The organism is Paenibacillus ginsengarvi (assembly GCF_003626695.1).
GTDB lineage: Bacteria > Bacillota > Bacilli > Paenibacillales > NBRC-103111 > Paenibacillus_AB > Paenibacillus_AB ginsengarvi.
Genome location: NZ_RBAH01000021.1, coordinates 62,810 through 80,402, shown reverse-complemented (window position 1 = coordinate 80,402; position 17,593 = coordinate 62,810). Strand labels below are relative to the sequence as shown.

Annotated in this window: 14 protein-coding genes and 1 other annotated feature; of the genes, 10 read left to right on the top strand and 4 right to left on the bottom strand. The window is 56.0% G+C overall.

The genetic code is table 11. From position 1 onward, the window contains the following. The first annotated feature begins 41 nt into the window (after window positions 1-41). On the top strand, window positions 42-1,448 hold the full coding sequence (locus tag D7M11_RS24725; RefSeq protein WP_120749941.1) for an extracellular solute-binding protein: 1,407 nt from the start codon (window positions 42-44) through the stop codon (window positions 1,446-1,448). A gap of 143 nt (window positions 1,449-1,591) precedes the next feature. On the opposite strand, the gene D7M11_RS24720 is transcribed toward D7M11_RS24725, so the two are convergent. Then, window positions 1,592-3,310, bottom strand: a complete 1,719-nt coding sequence (locus tag D7M11_RS24720; RefSeq protein WP_120749940.1) for a hypothetical protein — start codon at window positions 3,308-3,310, stop codon at window positions 1,592-1,594. Window positions 3,311-3,348: 38 nt separating this feature from the next. Then, on the bottom strand, window positions 3,349-4,653 hold the full coding sequence (locus D7M11_RS24715; RefSeq protein WP_120749939.1) for an ABC transporter substrate-binding protein: 1,305 nt from the start codon (window positions 4,651-4,653) through the stop codon (window positions 3,349-3,351). A gap of 370 nt (window positions 4,654-5,023) precedes the next feature. Between D7M11_RS24715 and D7M11_RS24710 the strand changes: the two genes are divergently transcribed. From D7M11_RS24710 to D7M11_RS24675, 8 genes are all read left to right on the top strand, one after another. Continuing rightward, a complete protein-coding gene (locus D7M11_RS24710) occupies window positions 5,024-6,433 on the top strand; it encodes an extracellular solute-binding protein (RefSeq protein ID WP_158606813.1) in 1,410 nt (469 codons plus the stop codon). Window positions 6,434-6,699: 266 nt separating this feature from the next. After that, window positions 6,700-6,941, top strand: a binding site (T-box leader). 67 nt (window positions 6,942-7,008) lie between these two features. Continuing rightward, window positions 7,009-8,667, top strand: coding sequence for a glutamate--tRNA ligase (gene gltX, locus D7M11_RS24705; protein ID WP_120749937.1), 1,659 nt, complete (start codon window positions 7,009-7,011; stop codon window positions 8,665-8,667). Window positions 8,668-8,741: 74 nt separating this feature from the next. Further along, window positions 8,742-9,089, top strand: coding sequence for a helix-turn-helix domain-containing protein (locus tag D7M11_RS24700; protein ID WP_120749936.1), 348 nt, complete (start codon window positions 8,742-8,744; stop codon window positions 9,087-9,089). Continuing rightward, window positions 9,086-9,766 carry an ImmA/IrrE family metallo-endopeptidase gene (locus tag D7M11_RS24695; protein ID WP_120749935.1) on the top strand — a complete coding sequence of 227 codons (681 nt, stop codon included), beginning with the start codon at window positions 9,086-9,088 and terminating at the stop codon, window positions 9,764-9,766. Before D7M11_RS24700 ends, D7M11_RS24695 begins: the two co-directional genes overlap by 4 nt. Window positions 9,767-9,908: 142 nt before the next feature. Beyond that, window positions 9,909-10,556, top strand: a complete 648-nt coding sequence (gene sigW, locus D7M11_RS24690) for an RNA polymerase sigma factor SigW (protein ID WP_120749934.1) — start codon at window positions 9,909-9,911, stop codon at window positions 10,554-10,556. Window positions 10,557-10,905: 349 nt separating this feature from the next. Then, window positions 10,906-11,727, top strand: coding sequence for an AraC family transcriptional regulator (locus tag D7M11_RS24685; RefSeq protein WP_120749933.1), 822 nt, complete (start codon window positions 10,906-10,908; stop codon window positions 11,725-11,727). Between the two features lie 180 nt (window positions 11,728-11,907). Beyond that, complete coding sequence (locus D7M11_RS24680) at window positions 11,908-12,654, top strand: ABC transporter substrate-binding protein (protein ID WP_158606812.1); 747 nt, start codon at window positions 11,908-11,910, stop codon at window positions 12,652-12,654. A gap of 78 nt (window positions 12,655-12,732) precedes the next feature. Next, complete coding sequence (locus D7M11_RS24675; RefSeq protein ID WP_120749931.1) at window positions 12,733-12,927, top strand: hypothetical protein; 195 nt, start codon at window positions 12,733-12,735, stop codon at window positions 12,925-12,927. 69 nt (window positions 12,928-12,996) lie between these two features. Here D7M11_RS24675 and D7M11_RS24670 read toward each other — a convergent pair whose 3' ends face one another. Next, entirely contained in the window at window positions 12,997-14,553 is a 1,557-nt protein-coding gene (locus tag D7M11_RS24670) for an ABC-F family ATP-binding cassette domain-containing protein (protein ID WP_120749930.1), read from the bottom strand. A gap of 114 nt (window positions 14,554-14,667) precedes the next feature. Continuing rightward, window positions 14,668-16,626, bottom strand: coding sequence for an LTA synthase family protein (locus D7M11_RS24665; RefSeq protein WP_120749929.1), 1,959 nt, complete (start codon window positions 16,624-16,626; stop codon window positions 14,668-14,670). Window positions 16,627-16,846: 220 nt separating this feature from the next. Between D7M11_RS24665 and D7M11_RS24660 the strand changes: the two genes are divergently transcribed. After that, the gene (locus D7M11_RS24660; protein WP_120749928.1) at window positions 16,847-17,551 is read left to right on the top strand and encodes a DUF554 domain-containing protein; all 705 of its coding nucleotides are present in this window, start codon (window positions 16,847-16,849) and stop codon (window positions 17,549-17,551) included. The last annotated feature ends 42 nt before the right edge of the window (window positions 17,552-17,593 follow it).

The window sequence follows — 17,593 nt, the reverse complement described above, 5'->3', positions numbered from 1 at the left end:
GTATACTTGGTACTAACTTGAATCGGCGAAGGATGTAGCAGATGAGCGGAAAGACGAGTCAGCGATTGTTTCGCGTCCGGCTGGAGCAAATGGTTGGGCAGCTGCGGCAGCAGATTACCGGCGGCGTCCTGACGCCGGGCGGTTTCCTGCCGTCGGAGTCGGATTTGGCGCGGCAGTATGGGATGAGCAACAAATCGGTGCGCCAGGGACTGGATGTTTTGGCCCAGGAAGGGCTGATCCGCAAAATTCCACGGGTCGGCAGCCAGATAGCCGAACGTCCCGTGCAGCCGGCCGCGACTGTTACGCTCGGCGTCAACACGAGCCTGGAGCGCGATATCGCGTTATCCGCACTGTTGGAGAAGTTTCACCGCGAACACCCCTCCCTCCGCGTTCAGACGATGACGCTTCCCGGCAACGCCGCTAATTTTGTGAAAGAATACGCGGCCAACGGCCTTGCCGATGCGTTCCTGATCAACCGCCAATATTTCCAGAGCATGGAGGAGAGCGGGCTGCTGCCTACGCTGGAGCCGCTTTCGGCCGATCCGGGAGCGTACCGGTTTCTGAACGATTCGTTTACGGCGGACGGCTTGCTGTATGCGAGGCCGGTCCAGTTTTCGCCCGTCGTGCTCTGTTACAATACCGAACATTTCCGCGAGGCGGGCTTGCCCGGTCCCGACAGCAGCTGGACGTGGGACGACTGCCTGGCGGTCGCCCGGCTATTGGCCGAACAGCGCGGAGGCTACGGCCTTTATTTTTATGAACGGTCCTACAACCGCTGGCCGGTTTTTCTGCTGCAGAGCGGCATGAGGTTTGAGCGGGACCGGTTCGGCGAGTGCGATATTGCCGGAACGCCGCTGCTGGACAGCATCCGGTTGTTCGGGCGGATCATTCACGATGCGGTCATCTTCCCAAACATGTTGTCGGAGAGTAACGACGATATCGAGGACTTGTTCAGGACCGGCAAAGTGTCGATGATTTTGACGAGTTATACGAGCTTGAACGAGCTGAAGCATACGGCAATCGCTTACGATATTTCCACGTTGCCGTACTTGTGCGAGCCCCGTACGTTAACGGTTCCGATCGCGGCGTGCATCCGCAAAAGCTCGCCTTCACCGCGAAAAGAAGCGGCTCTCGTGCTGGTCGATTTTCTGTCGTCCGAAGAAGCGCAGCGGATGATTCGCTGCGAAACCCTCAGCATTCCGGCGCTGAAATCGGCTGCGGAGGCGGCCGCAGAGGATGGGCTGAACCGGCCGCCAAGGTTCGATCTGTACCGCGATATTTTGCCGTCGATGCGGATGCATCACGATCTGAACTTAACAAGCGCCGGGTTCGTCATGCTGTGGAGAATGCTCAAGCTGTACTGGTCGCGCGTGATCGACGAGGAGACGCTCTGCCGGGATATTCGCGAAAATCTGGGCGAACATATCCGGCAGGAGGCACAAGGATAGGGCATAGAAGCAGATGAAGAAAACAAAACCGTTTCTCGCGTGTTGGCGGCCCTGGAGCAGGCCGGCTAACCGGGCAAGAAACGGTTTTTTTGTCGCTCGACGAGGGCGGCGCCTTTATGCGGCTGGTGCGGCTTAGCAGCTCTCTAGCTCTGCGCCCCTACAATGTCGCCATCCGTATCGCTGGCCGGATCGCCGTTCTTCATACGCAGCCGTCCCGTACCGTCGACCCACAGCCGGTACGACCCGAGCCGGAGCCCGCCGGCATCCAGCGTCGACCAGGCGGACTGGAACGTCATATACTTCTTTGGCACGATCGAGGTAGCCGCTTCCAGCGCCAGCGTTCCTTCCGCCGTCACTTTGCCGGTCGCGCCGGCGATGCGAACGCCGCCCGTTACTTTCCACTGCCCGAAAAAGTCGGAGATGACGACGTTGTTCGTTCCGAGATTCGTAACGGCGGCGCCCCGGCCGCCTGCGCAAATATCGACGACGCATTTCTCCGAGTTTGCCGTCAGCTCGATCGGTCCCGCCGTATGATCCAATACCCGGCAGGCGAGCGCATCGTCGATATACATCTTTTTCTGATTGCCGACGCCGTCGAGATTCGTGCCGGATAACGTGCAGTAAATCGCCCTGCGGGCGGCGCTCGACGTAATAAGCACCCCTCCCAAGCCGCAGCTCTCCGCCTGCAAATCGTACGACTTCATCGCGAAGGTGCCCTTGGCTTCCAGACCGTATCGGCCGAAGAAGGCGATCTCGACCGCGAACAGCTTGACTTCCTCGTTATCCTCGATGTAAACGGCGGAGCCGTTCGTTTTCTCCGTGCCCGCCGTATTGTTCCAGCCGAACAGCTTCGCGCGGGACAGGACGCCTTCGTTGCCGTCGATAATTTCGACTCCGTTGGCCGAGGATCCGGGGACGAGCGGGATGAAGAAGATATCGTCGATGAGCCACATGTCGCACTGCACGGTCCTGACGAGAGCCCCTCCCATATACTGGCCGCTTAGACCGCTGGCGATAACCGGGTTGCGGCACCTCTGGAAGACGACACCTTTCACGGCTTGCCCGCAGCCGTCGAACGCCATGTCCTGGCACGACACATCGGACAAGTACGTCGCCGCATTGTAGAAGCGGAAGTAAGCTTCGCCGGTAAACGAGCCGCCGTTGCAGATGCGGGTCATCAGCCGGTGGCCGCGCAGATGGATGCCCCAGCCCGCGAACACTACCTCGCGGTCGAGCCGGATGCTTCCCCGCGGGAATACGAGCGTCGCGCCGACGTTCGTCTGATACGACTGTCCGGGCGGGTTATGATTCAGCGTGGCGGCATAGGCGGCCGCTTTTACGATTACGTCGTAGCTGTCGGTTAGGCCCGTCGGGTCAATGCCGAACTGCTCGAGCGGAATTTCCGCCGTTACCGGCCTCACCCAGCAACCGCTTGCGGACGGAGCCGTATCGCCAACACCGTTCAAGTAGCCGCTCAGATTCGAGAAATCGGGCAGAAGCGGGACGGTGGGACTGACGATCGTGCCGCCGTTATGCGCCGACCTCGGGCGGCTGGAATCCCAGTGAAACGGTCCGCCTCCCAGTCCCGTACCAAGGCGGTAACCGCGGACGTATACCGCCATCCCGTCCCGCTCGCCCTCCAGACCGACCAAATCCAGCATGCTGCCAAGTGTGCAGGCTAACGTTTCGCAAGGCTCCTCTTCACCGCCGTATGTGTCGCGGGTTACCGTGCTTTGCGAAAGCGACGCCCCCGACGCCATTCCCGCAGCGGCGGTTGCGGCAAATGTGGCGCCGACCGCCCCTATGCTTGCTGCGCCAAGCACCGTCAACAACTGTCTTCTGCTCATCGTTTCACTGGACATTCCAAACACCGCCTTTTTTATGATGGGTTCGTCCGTACTTACTTGCCGGCTAACGCCTGCACCTTCTTGTTCGTTTGCTCCTCGGCTTCCCGGATCGCGGTGTTGACGTCTTTCTCGCCGACGATGACGGCCAGCATCGCATTCGTCATCTCGGTCTGGCCGATTACGTTATTCGTGCTGTACGGCATCGGCGAAGCCGTTTTCTGAGCTATGACGCCGCTGATGTTTTTTCCGGTCCAGTCGCTTACGTTTTTGCCGTAGGCTGCTTTAATGGCGGCGTTCTTCAGCGGGGAGAGGAAAGCCTGATTCGCGCTTCGATCCATTAGCACCTCATCCGAGACGAGCTGCGTAATCGCCAGGAAGGCGTCGTCGCGATGCTCGCTGTTTGACGATAAGGTCAAATATACCGGATACGGCTGGGAGCCGGTACCCGGCGCGCCCTTCATCTCCGGCAAGCTGACAAGATCCCAGCTTAGATTGCTCTTGTTCGCGAGCTGGGCGCCGTTGTTGAACGCCACGTGCATGGCCGCCGTTTTTTCGTTGTAGAACAAGTTCGATTGGTCGGCTACCGCGAGCAGCTTTTTCGTTGCGCCGTAGCCGGGCAGCGTGTACAGCGGGACCAGCGTATCCATGAATGTTTTCCACGTATCTTGCCTGAAGTTGGCTTGATTCGTCTTCGGATCAACGAAGCCGAGTGAGAACTGGTTAACCGCGACCAGATTGGAGGGGCCTCCGGCAAAGCCGCGGTACTGCACGCCGCCGTCCTCGCGCGTCAGCCGTTTGGCAATATCATATACCTGTTCCCAGGTCATCCTGTCTTTCGGGTACGGCACGCCGAACTTGTTGAACAGATCTTTGTTGTAGTACAGCGCGAGCCTCAGGTCGTAGAAGGGGAACCCCGGCAGTTTGCCGTCGCCCATGCCGGTAATCGCATCGAGATACGACTGTTCGAAGCGGCTGGTATCGTACTTGTTTTTTTGCACCAGGTCCGTCATATCGCCGAACAGCCCGTACGGTTTAATGCTGCTGAGCACGTTGAACGAGCCGATTACGATGTCGGCTTTCGTGCCGGTTGCCATAAACGCGTCAATTCCCTTGTCGTTGTTAATAAACTCCAGCGAAATGTGCGGATATTTCCTTTGGATCGGTTCTTCGTATGTCGCTTTGAGTTCTTCCGGCAGCATCGACGACTTGGATGCGAGAAAAAGTTTCAGTTGCACCGGGACCGCTTGTTTGCCGGCGGCGGCCGAACCGTCTGTGCTTGCCGGATCGCCGCTTTTGCCGCAGGCGGGGAGCAGAAGCAGTGCGCCTGCAAGCGACAGCGCAATTCCTTTCTTCGTCATGGACCTATACCTCCTGATTCCGATGTAATGGATAACTTGCAGCTTGAATCACCTAACGACCCACCGAATAAATATCGGGCAAGCTGGTCTTGCAAAGCGAGCGCCCCCTTGTCACTAATGTAAATGTAATTCCTTATTACTATACAATCACATTGAAATCGCTGTCAATAACATTACAATTACATTAATTTTGTAGTATAATGGTTCCGTCAGGTGCTTCGAACCGGACAGGCGAAGAGACGGGAAGTTCACGTTTGGCCTGGTACGGGAGGCGCCGAATCCTCTTGAAACACGGCGGGGCTTGTTGTTTTCGCCGCGGCGATCAGGTTATACTAGAGGTCAATCTGGACTGGACGAAGGATGTATGGCGGTGAGCGGGAAAACGAGTCAACGATTGTTTCGCGCCCGGCTGGAGCGAATGATCGATCAATTGAAAAGCGAAATTCAGAGCGGCGCGCTAGCGCCCGGCGATTTTTTGCCGTCCGAATCGGCGCTGGCGGAGCAGTTCGGCCTCAGCAACAAGTCGGTTCGACAAGGCTTGGATCAGCTCGTCGCGGAAGGGCTGATCCGCAAAATACCGCGCGTCGGCAATCAGGTGACGGAAGCGGTCAAAGAGCATCATACGACCATTACGCTCGGCATCAATAGCAGTCTGGAGCGCGATATGGCGATGTCGGCGCTGCTGGAATCGTTCATGCGGCGTTATCCGTCGGTGCGCGTGCAGACGATTACGATTCCGGGCAATTCCCGCCAATTCGTGAAGGAATATACGGAGTCGGCGCATTTGGACGCCTTCATTATGAACCATCAGTTTTATCAGGAGATGGAGGAAAGCGGGCTTCTCCCTACGCTAGAGCCGCTTAGTCCTGCGGAGGGAGCGTACCGACTGCTTGTAGAAGGCTTTACGGCTGACGGCGTTTTGTACGGGCAGCCGCTGCTCTTTTCGCCCATCGTGCTTTGCTACAACAAAGATCATTTTCGTGATGCCGGACTGCCGGAGCCCGACAGCGGCTGGACGTGGCGGGAGTGCGCCGAGCAGGGGCGGAAATTGACGCGGGAGCGGGAGCGATTCGGCTTCGTATTTTTCGAAATGTCGGCCAACCGCTGGCCCGTCTTTTTGCTGCAAAGCGGCACGTCGTTTTGCCTGAATCGGAGCGGCGTATGCGATATCGAGGGGACGCCGATGCTGGAAGCGATCCGGCAGTGCGACCGGATCATTCACGATCCGGAGCTGTTTCCCCGGCTGCTGACCGAAAGCAACGACGATATCGGAAGGCTGTTTGTGACGGGCAAAGTCTCGATGATGATGACAAGCTATATGAGCTTGAACGAGTTGAAGCATACCGGCATCCGGTACGATATTTCGCCGCTTCCTTATGTTCGGGAGCCCCGGACGCTTACGGTCGCGATGGCCGCGTCCATCCGCAAAAGCTCGGTTAACAAGCAGGCGGCCCGGCTGCTTGTCGACTACTTGATCTCGGAGGAAGCGCAAATGCTCATCCGCCGGCAAACGCTGAGCATTCCGGCGCTCAAATCGGCGGCCGAAGCGGCGGTTCAAGACGAGTGGAACCGGCCGCGCGGGTTCGATTTGTTCCGCGACATTTTGCCTTCGATGCGGTTTCATCGCGAGCTGAACTTGACCAACGCCGGCTTCGGGCAGCTGTGGGACATTCTGAAAGCGTATTGGTCCCATATGATCGATGAAGCGGCGCTGTGCAGCCAGATCCGCGAGCGCGTCAGCGACCGCGTTCGCCGCGGCGGCGCAAAGCCGGGCCGGTAACGATATGGCCGCGAGGACATTTTCTTTTGGATTTCCGGTAATGCAAAAGGAGCGGAGGAGGGCTAATGAATCCGGAACAGCGAAGCGGTCGCCTTTACAATCGGATTCCTACCTTAATAATGTTCGATTAAGGAATCTGATTGTAAGAGCGAGTGGAGGATCATTAGCCCTCCGGAGTGCCTTTTCCACCATCTTCACTGCCCTGAGCAACGGCACCTATTGACTCCGGGTTCCGGTTATGATATTTTGATAACTAATTCGTCTAGCGACATGCGATGAAGAGGAAGAGTACTCAGGCGCCCCGAATTGCAGAGAGTCCGCGCAGGTGGAAGCGGATATTCGGACTTGACGAAAGAAGCCTTCGAGCACCGGACCGAAAGTTGGAGTACGTCCGGCGGGCCTTCCCGTTACAGAAGAGCGCGAGCGGTTATTTTCCGTTCGCGAACGAAGCGGGCCGATTACGGCCAATTCAGGTGGTACCGCGGAAGCCGAGTCTTTCGTCCTTGACGGGATGGAAGGCTTTTTTTGCGTTTTTTTGCACACAACGCCGTTATTTGGAAAAGGAGTAGATGAGAATGACAAACCGCAGCGAGCTTGCCGACCTGCTGCTTCCCGGAGTGTCCGTGACGCCGGAGCAAATTGAAACGAAGTATCCGGACCGGAAGCTGGCCGAGGGCGCTTATGTGACCCGCTTTGCGCCGAGCCCGACCGGCTTTTTGACGATCGGAGGACTGTACGCCGCGATGATATCCGAGCGGATGGCACGCCAGAGCGACGGTGTGTTTTACATCCGGATCGAAGATACGGACAGCAAACGGGAAGTGGAAGGCAGCGCCGAAGATATGATCGATTCGATGCGCCAGTTCGGCATCGTGATCGATGAAGGGCCGATCGCAGCCGGGGAGGAAGAAGTCGGCGCATACGGACCGTACCGGCAAAGCGACCGGGTCCAGCTGTATCAGGCCTGGGCCAAACGGCTGATTGAGCAGGATCTGGCATACCCTTGCTTCTGCACCGAAGAGGAACTTCAGGCGATCCGCGACAAGCAGCAGGCCGAGAAGCTGAACCCCGGCTACTACGGGCAGTGGGCGGTGCACCGGAATTTGACGGCGGAGGAGATCAAGGAAAAGCTCGCCAAGGGCGAATCGTTCGTGATCCGGCTGAAATCGCCGGGCTCCCCGGACAACCGGGTCCGCTACAACGATCTGATCAAAGGGGAGATCGAAATGCCGGAGAACGATCAGGACATCGTGCTGCTGAAGTCCGACGGGATTCCGACGTATCATTTCGCCCATGCGATCGATGACCATCTTATGAAGACGACGCATGTGTTCCGCGGCGACGAATGGTTGTCGTCCGTGCCGATCCATATTCAGCTGTTCGATGTGCTCGGCTTCCGCAGGCCGGAATACGGACATCTCGCTCCGCTCATGAAGATGGAAGGAACGTCGAAGCGCAAGTTCAGCAAGCGCAAGGACCGCGACTTCACGGCGTCCTACTACCGGCGCGAAGGGTATCCGAACGTAGCGCTGTGCGAATATTTCATGACGCTGATCAACTCCGACTACGAAGAATGGCGGCTTGCCCATCCGGCCGAGCCGTTCACGGCGTTCCGCCTCGATGCGGGCAAGATGAACGTCAGCGGTGCTTTGTTCGATATGAACAAGCTGAACGATATTGGCAAAGACGTCATCGCGCGTTTCGATGCCCGGCGGGTTTACGGCGATGTAACGGAGTGGGCGCAAGCTTACGACGAGGGGTTTTATGCCTGGCTGAGCGGCAACGAGCCGTATGCGCTCGGTATATTCGGGATCGGGCGGACGCCGGAGAAGCCGCGCAAAGACTTCGCCAAATGGTCGGACGTGAGAGAGTCGATCTCCTACTATAACGACGAATGGTATGCCGCAGCCGCCGGCGAAATCCCGCTGCCGCCTGCCGTGTCCGGCGATACCGCGAAGCAGCTCGTCGCTTCGTTCCTCGAATCGCTCGATTACGGCGATGACCGGGAAACGTGGTTCGATAAGATGAAGGGAGTCGCCGACAAGCACGGCTTCGCCAAAGAGATGAAGCTGTTCAAAAAAAATCCGGAGTCGTATGCCGGACACGTAGGCGACGTGGCCGCCGTCATTCGCAGCGTACTCACCGGCCGGCTGCAGGCGCCGGATTTGTACGATATGATGCATGTCATGGGCGAGGGCCGAGTACGTAGCCGCCTGAGCAGCTATATCGGTTAACGCTTCATAGCCCCTTGTAGAGCGGTTTACGCACGGCAAGGGGCTTTATTCGTATAGGAGGGGAGGGGACGGCCATGAGCGAGTTTGGCGAATTGCTCCGCGGTCTTCGCAAGCAGCACAAAGTAACGCAGCGTCAGCTGGCCGAGCTGGTCGGCATCGACTTCACGTACATCAGCAAAATCGAGAGCGGCACGATGGACCCGCCGGCCGAGGACAAGCTGATCGGCATCGCCGAGGTGCTTCATGTCGAGCCCGAGTCGCTGATTTTGGCGGCCAAAAAGGTGCCGACGACGTTTCAGAGGCTGATTACCGAAAACAGCGACGTTCCGATGTTTCTGCGTAAAGCATCCCGCTTGTCCCCCGGACAATGGGAGAAAATTAAAGCGATCATCGATACGGACGAAGAGGAAGGATCGCGATGAGCCGGCCGGCCTATATAACCCGCGAGCAGATGGAGCGCATTACGGAGCGAATACTGGAGGACTATGGATTTCGTCCCGACGACAAAAGCGTCCGCCCCGTTCCGATCGAGGAAATCGTCGAATTTCATTTCGATCTGCAATTATGCTGGGAGCCGATCGATCAGCTGGCAGCGGACGGCATCGTCATGGCGGCGATCGTTCCGGGCGAGAGGCGGATTATTCTGAACGAGACGCAGCGGGAGCTGTTTATCCGCAAAATCGGCACGTATCATTTTACGCTGGCGCACGAGCTCGGCCACTGGGTGCTGCATGCGGGGGAACCGCTGTATAGGCGAAGCGGCGGAACGTTTGTTGTGGAACGCGGGCGGAAGGAAGCGCCGGTATATTACTGCCGGAGCAGCTCGCACAAACCGGCCGAGGAGGTACAAGCCGATCTGTTCGCCGGGTGCTTGCTTATGCCGCAAGCGATGATGGTCCGGGCCGTGAAGCAGCTCGGCATGAACGGGACGATTCGGCTGCATCATCTGTACGGGCTGGCCGATTGCTTGAAGGTGTCGGTATCCGCTTTGTCCGTGCGTCTTGCACAGCTCCGCTTGCTCCATATCAACGATGCCGGGGAGGTTCGACGTCCGGGAGCGGGAAGGCCGGCTTGCGAGCAGATGACGCTTGAACTGTGACCGGCTGTGTGTTTCCGCACTTAGGGCGATGGAGGTTAGTAAGCGCCTTCAAAAAGTGTTTGGAATGATTTTAAGAAACCGTAAAGGTTGTGGTATACTGGGTATAGGGTTGAATCGGCTTTCGATTTAAGGGGGAAGCGTCATGAATGCTACGGAAGTTACGCTCGTTCAGCTGTCGCGCACCGGAGATTCCGCTGCTTTTATGGAACTGATTCAGATGTACCGGGATAAGCTGCACCGGCTTGCGTACCGGATGCTGCATAACCAGCACGACTCCGAGGACATCGTTCAAGAGACGATCATGCGGGTTTATTTGAACCTCAATCAGTATGACGAGAAGCAGAAGTTTTCGACCTGGATATTCCGGATCGGCAAAAACTTGTGCATCGATCTGCTGCGCAAAAAGAAAGACGTGCGTTCTCTCGATACCGGGTACAACGACGATAAGGAAGTCATTTATTACGACAAGCTGACCAGCGACGAGATCAGTCCCGAAAATCGGGTGCTGCTGAGCGAATTTCAGGATCAGCTGCTGAAGGTGATCGACAAGCTTTCGGTCAAATACAAAACGATCGTCACGCTGTATTATTTGAATGAGCTTACTTTGGAGGAAATCAGCGAAGTGCTCGGCTTGCCGGTTACTACGGTCAAAACCCGCCTGTACCGCGGCAGGGAACAGCTGCGCAAGAAGTGGGGCATGACGCTAACCGTCAGCGTTATGATGATCGCCTTCGGCATGCTGTTCCAGCTCGATTGGAGCGGCGGCGGCGGCATGCCGGCTCGAGCATAGCCCGGCCCATAGCGCATCCAAGGAAGATCCGCACCTATAAAAGAAAACGTCTATCGACGTAATTCAGTGATGAGCGACGGCGGCTTAGCGGAACTTTCACTTCCGCTCCCAGTCTCTGCTTCGCACACAAAATGGAAGCCTGCCAAACATTCAAAAGAGGGGACCTCAAATTCCGCTGCAAAGCGGAGGCTGAGGTCTTTTTTTCGAAAAGCGGAGTTTCTGGCGAAGCTGCTCGCTTTTGCCAAAAAAAGGACTCGTTTTTTTCGCGATGACCTCCTGTTTGTCTTTGAATGAGAATTGTTATCATTTATAATTGAAGTAACGAGGCTGATGAAAGGCGGCGTATGGAATGACGGTTTTGGATTGGAACGTGCTTTCGAAAATGTGGGCCGACTACAGCTTCCAGGTCGGTCCGATCGCCCATTTTGTTATAGGACCGAACGCCTTGTCCACCACTTATGTGAGCGCAACCCCGTCCTTTACGATTACGAAGCGCGGGCATGGCAAGCATACGCTTGACCAGATTACTTATGAGATGGCGCCGGGTACCGTCGTTCACGGCTCTGCCGATATGCGGGTTCATGCCTGCAATATAGGAGACGAAACCTTCGAATGTTACCGAGTGTTATATACGGGGTATTTCCCTCCCGGCTGGCAGGGCAAGGAGGCTTACAAGCATTACCGGCTCGAGATTGGGGAGTGCCCGCATTTGTATGCCCTGCTGGATCAAATGTGCGAGACGGCGGAGCGGGGAGACATCCAGTCCGAGCTGCAGCTCAAAGCCCTGTTTTACCAGTTCCTCAACGAAATACGGCTCGCTTCCCGGAAGCTGCAGGCGGGGGAGCACCGGGATCTGATCGAAGAAACGATCGCCTACATTCATCTTCATATCCAGGAAACGCATTCCTTGTTCAGCTTGGCCAGCCGCTGCGGGATGAGTCCGAAATATTTTGCCGAACTGTTCTATAAGGTGGCCGGAGTAAGCCCGATTCATTATATTATACGGCATCGGATTCATCTGGCGGAGAAGCTGCTGCTGACGACAAACGCGTCGATCCGGGAAATCGGGAAAAGCGTAGGCTACAGCGATCCGTATCAATTCAGCAAAATATTCAAGAAATACAGGGGAGTGTCGCCGAGCGAGCTGAAAACGGCGGGCCGATCGAACTGATCGTTTCTGTAGTGCCTCAGCCGAGAAGGCTCGCCGGCGGCGAAACCGTTACCGCGTTATTCACATCAAAATTGCAGCAAATATGCCATTCCCATTTCGGGCTTCTGTGCGCTAATATCGATAATGAGAATGGTTATCATTATTGAGCTTTTTGGGAGCAGAGGGGGCAGGAGAGGGAACATGAGGCGGAAATGGACCGGAATGCTTGTATGGATCATGATGATTATGCTGGTGGCTGCGTGCTCATCCGATCAGGAAGCACAGAAGCAGAACGATACGACAATGGGAAGCGGGGGAACCTCGGGGCAGGCGAAGGAGGCCGCGAAGAAGGATGATGCCTTTCCTCGCAAGGTGGAAAGCGCCGGAGGCAGCGTTACGATAGAGAAGCGGCCTCAGAAGGTCGCGCTGGCTTCCTGGCAGCTGGTAGAAATGATTATGCCTTACGATTTGCCGTCTGTGGGCGTTACGCTTCCTTTCGCCGCGGCCAACTCGGTACTGGAATCCGAGCAGCTCAAGCCGTATGTCAGTAAGTTCAAGGAATTCAAAATTGTCGGCGAAGGGACGAAGGTCAATCTGGAGGCGCTGTTGAGCTTCGGTCCGGATCTGATTATTGCGGGCAGCAAAACGAATGAGGCGATCAAGCAGCAGTTGGAGCAAATCGCCCAGACGGTCTGGCTTGACGAGGAAGCGATCAATACACGGACGGAATGGCCGAAAGTCGTAAAGCTGATCGGCAGTGTGCTGGGACAAGAGAAGAACGGGGAACAATTGATCGCAAAAATGGAGGACATACAGAAGGCGGGCAAGCAAAAGCTCGCTCCGAAACAGGGCGAGTCGGTGTTGTTCGTCCAGGTTCGGGAAAAAGCGGTTTACGTCATGCAGCCGAACACGCTGCTGCAATATTATAACGGACTGGGCTTGACGTAGCCCAAAATATCGGAAAATATTCCGCCGAACGGACAGCTTACACTGGAAGGATTAAGCGTTATCAATCCGGATCATCTCGTGCTGGGCTTCTTCAATTACACGAACAAAGCGCCGGCCTTGACGGAAGAGTGGCAGAAGAGCGAGGTATGGAAATCGCTCAAGGCGGTGAAGAACAACCATGTATACTCGTTAAACGGCGAGCTTGCCATGGGGTTGGGTCCGATCGGTCAGCAATACGGGCTGGAAACGCTTATCCAGGCCATGGGGAAATAACTCTCGCAACAGCAGAACAAAAATACCTCAGTCTCCGCTATTTGCGGAAACCGAGGTCTTTTTTTGTTCCTATAACAGCTTCGTCGTCCAAGATTCGCAGTTCCATACCTCGGTGGCGACGTCGCGGTAAAATTCCGGCTCGTGGGAGATGAGCAGAATCGTTCCTTTGTAAGCGCGCAGCGCCCGCTTCAGCTCGTCCTTCGCATCGGCGTCCAGATGGTTCGTAGGCTCGTCGAGCACAAGCAGGTTCGTTTCCTTGTTGATGAGCTTGCACAACCTTACCTTCGCCTTCTCGCCGCCGCTCAGCACGTCGATGCGGCTTTCGATATGCTTGGTCGTCAGCCCGCATTTGGCCAAGGCCGCCCGCACCTCGAACTGCGACATGGACGGGAACTCGCTCCACACCTCGTCGATGCACGTATGGCTGTTGGAACCTTTCATCTCTTGCTCGAAGTAGCCGATGTACAAATATTCGCCTTTCTCGACCGTACCTCCGATTGGCGCAATTTCGCCGAGAATGCTGCGCAGCAACGTCGTTTTGCCGATGCCGTTCGAGCCTACTAGCGCGATCTTCTGCCCGCGCTCCACGCGCAGATCGAGCGGTCGCGACAGCGGCTCGTCGTAGCCGATAACAAGCTGCTTCGTCTCCACTACAAGCTTGCCGGATGCGCGCGCATCCTTGAAATGAAACTCCGGCTTCGGTTTTTCCTTCGCCAGCTCGATAACGTCCATCTTGTCGAGCTTCTTCTGGCGCGACATCGCCATATTCCGCGTCGAGACGCGGGCCTTGTTGCGGGCGACGAAATCTTTCAGATCGGCGATTTCCTGCTGCTGCTTTTTGTAGGCCGATTCGAGTTGAAGCATCTTCGCTTCGTGCTGCTGCTGGAATACGTTGTAGTCGCCGACGTAGCGGTTCAGTTCCTGATTCTCCATATGGTAGATCAGGTTGATGACGCTGTTCAGGAATGGAATATCGTGGGAAATCACAATAAAGGCGTTCTCGTATTCGTTCAAATACCGCTTCAGCCATTCGATATGCTGCTCGTCCAAATAGTTGGTCGGCTCGTCCAGCAGCAAAATGTCCGGCTTCTCGAGCAGCAGCTTGGCGAGCAGCACCTTCGTCCGCTGCCCGCCGCTCAAATCGTGAACGTCGCGCTCCAGGCCGATATCCTCCAGGCCGAGACCCCGGGCAATCTCCTCAACCTTGGCATCGATCATGTAGAAGTCGTGATTCGTCAGCGTATCTTGAATCGTCCCTACTTCCTCTAGCATTTTCTCGAGCTGTTCCGGCGTAGCCTCGCCCATTTTTTCGTAAAGGCCGTTCATTTCCGCTTCCATCCCGAACAAATAGCCGAACGCCGTTTTGAGCGCGTCGCGGATGGACATACCTTTTTGCAGAACGGCATGCTGGTCCAGATAGCCGACCCGGACTCGCTTCGCCCATTCCACCTTGCCTTGATCCGGCTGAAGCTTGCCGGTAACGATATTCATAAACGTCGATTTGCCTTCGCCGTTTGCCCCGATCAGCCCGATATGCTCGCCCTTCAGCAACCGGAACGAGACGTCATTGAAAATTGCGCGATCGCCGAACCCATGACTCAAGTTTTTAACAGTTAGTATGCTCATTGTGCACCCTTTGCATGATCGTAATGAATGTTTTCTGGTTTTTTCACTCACCTATTATAGTCTGTGCCGGGCTATGAACACAATGGCCATTCAAGCTTAGGACGCCGCTTTCCATCACGCCGATTCGTCTACCGGGGCAGGGTCCTTCGGCGCTTTGAACTCTTCATTGTAATCGGATCTCTCGATCTGGTTCAAATAATCGGCATCCACGTAGCCGGCGAGAAGACGTTTGCCGAACAGCAGATCGTACTGCAAATCGCGGTATTGATCGATAAGCGGCTGTACCGCTTCCGGCACGGTTCTGCTCAGATTCGATTCGCTATCTACGACGAGGCCGGACATAAGTCCCGGAATTTGCTGCGAAACGTTATAACCGAACGCGAAGTTGGCGGGAAGATCCAGGTCCAGCCGGTCGAGTATATAACCGCCGAGAAACGAGTCGCTCAAAATCGGGATTTGCTCCGCCGGGAGCGCAAAGTTCGACCAGGTGACGAAAGGAACGCTGTGCATGCTCTTCATTTCGTCAAGCGTCCATTGGTTCGAGTCACCCGTGCTAATGAAGCCGCCTTGTTTGTAAACGTCGTAATCAAGCCCAAGCATCGGCAGATGATCGCCGTAAAACACGATCATCGTCGGTTCGTCGGATTGCTCGAAATGATCGATCAGCAGTTGCAGGCTTCGATCGGCGTCGCGGGCCCCCTGCGTGTACGTTTCGAGGATGTTTCTGGCATCGGGCGTCAAATCGCCGCTCACGGAAATATCGTTGACGCCATAACGGTTATCGTCGTACGGACCGTGGTTCTGCATCGTGATCGCGTAGATGAACATCGGGCGTTCCGATTCGTCGACCGCTTGAATAATGCTGCGCGATACTTCGTCGTCGGAGATAAACGCTCCATTGATTTCAGGATCGGTGAAATACTCCTTGCTCTTGAAGCTTTCGAAGCCTAGCCACTTGTACACCGTATCCCGGTTCCAAAACCAGCCGTCGTACGAGTGGATGCCCATGCTTTTATAACCCATTGAACCAAAATAGCTGGCCAGCGACGGAACCGGCTGACGAATATATTGCTGGTACGGAACCGAACCGCTGGGCAAAAAGCTCATGGAATTGCCGGTCAGCACCTCGAATTCCACATTACTCGTGCCCCCGCCGAACTGGGAGGAGAGCAGATAGCCTGACGTAGAGTCCTGCTGCAGCCTATGGACGGTCGGCACCGGATCTTCGCTGAACGTGACTCCGGGCAGCAGTGTAGGGTCCCAGAACGCCTCGTTCATAATGAAGATGACGTTTGGCTGTTTATCAGCGCTTTTGGCCGGGATGCGGTCCCGATAATCGGTAATTTGCTGCGCCACAGTAGCGATCGACGCGTCCGAATAACCCGGCGGCTTCGACACGACCGCATTCTGGATATTAAGCGTGAAGGCGATGCCGAATCCGTTGCTGCCATAGTTTAGCTGCTGGTTCCAGACGATCTCGCCGACGCCGGCCCGGTCGAACAAACGCTGGGCCATAGGCGAGCGTTCCGCCATTCCGTATAACGCCGCGATCGACAGAACGCCTAACGCGATCCGGCTCCATACGGGAAGGCGGAACCGGGGGAGCAGCAGCCTGAGCAGGAACACGGCCGCGACAATGGCGGCGACGACCGCCACCCGGATGACAACGGTGCGGCTCGTGACGATCGGAATAATGTTAGTGCCTTCTTTGCGAAGGAAAATATCCCACGGGTAGAAGGGCTGGCCGATCAGTTTTGTCTTGAAATAAGTAATAAGCGCGGCGATAAACAGGATCGCCATCGACATTCCGGCCGATGGAAGTAAGGATCCGAACACACAATACACAAGAAGGAAAAGGAATGCGTACAACAGCGCATTAAGCGCGAATAAAGCGGGACTGGAGGCGATCCACGTCCACGCATCCGCGAAGGAGCCGCGCGAGATCGTTTCCACGCCATACGCGAGCATAATAGGGTACAAGACCAGAGCGGCCGTAATGATAGCGTATTTGGTTGTACGTTTCCCCGTAAGACGGTGCGTCATCCGTCTTCGCAGTAAATATAGATCGAACATCAGTAATCCAAGTCTCCTTTCCGAAAAGCCTGAAGCCTATTTGTCTATTGTAGAAAGGAGACCTTAATATAACCTTAAGAAAGGCAATCTTTGCCTGTGACCGCCGTGCAATTCCGCCCTTTACATTCGGACGGGCCGATGTACAATAAGGTAGGATCGCTTGCAACAGTTTTGAATAGTAGTTTTTTCATACAGGCTCAGTTAGGGGAATGCATCGTTTATGGTGTTATGGGGAGCAATTGTAAACGCCGCCGCTATCGCGGCGGGGACGTTCGCCGGCCTGCTTCTGCCGCGTCTTCACGCCAATTTGCGGACGATCGCGACGCAGGGGATGGGGCTGGCGCTTTGTGTGCTCGGGCTTACGATGGCACTGAAGTCGGAGCAATATTTGGCTATGGTCGTTAGTCTGGTCATCGGCGGCATCGCAGGCGAGCTGCTCAGACTCGAGGGCAGGCTGGAGCGGCTTGGCGAATGGCTGGAAAGCAAAGTGGCGGTGCGGGGAGAGGGCAAGGTGGGCAAAGCGTTCGTCACCGCTACGCTTGTGTATTGCATCGGGGCGATGGCGATTCTCGGGTCGATCGACAGCGGCATCCGCCACGATCATACGATTTTGTACGCCAAGTCGCTGATGGACGGTTTTCTGTCGATCCTCTTTGCATCGGCGCTCGGAGTCGGCGTGGCGTTCTCGGCTATACCGGTTCTCGTCTATCAGGGAGCCATTGCGCTGCTTGCCGCGCTGCTCGCTTCCCTGTTCAGCGCCGAGGCGATCGCGCAGATGACGCAGGAAATATCCGCCGTGGGCGGCGTGCTTATTATCGGGGTCGGCATCAATCTGCTCGAGATCAAAAAAATCGGGGTGGCGGCTATGCTGCCGTCCGTGGTCATAATGGCGGCGATTATGGCGGTTATGCGCCTTATGCATTAGGGTGTGTACGGATAGCGAAAAACAAGGAGCTAAGCGAGAATG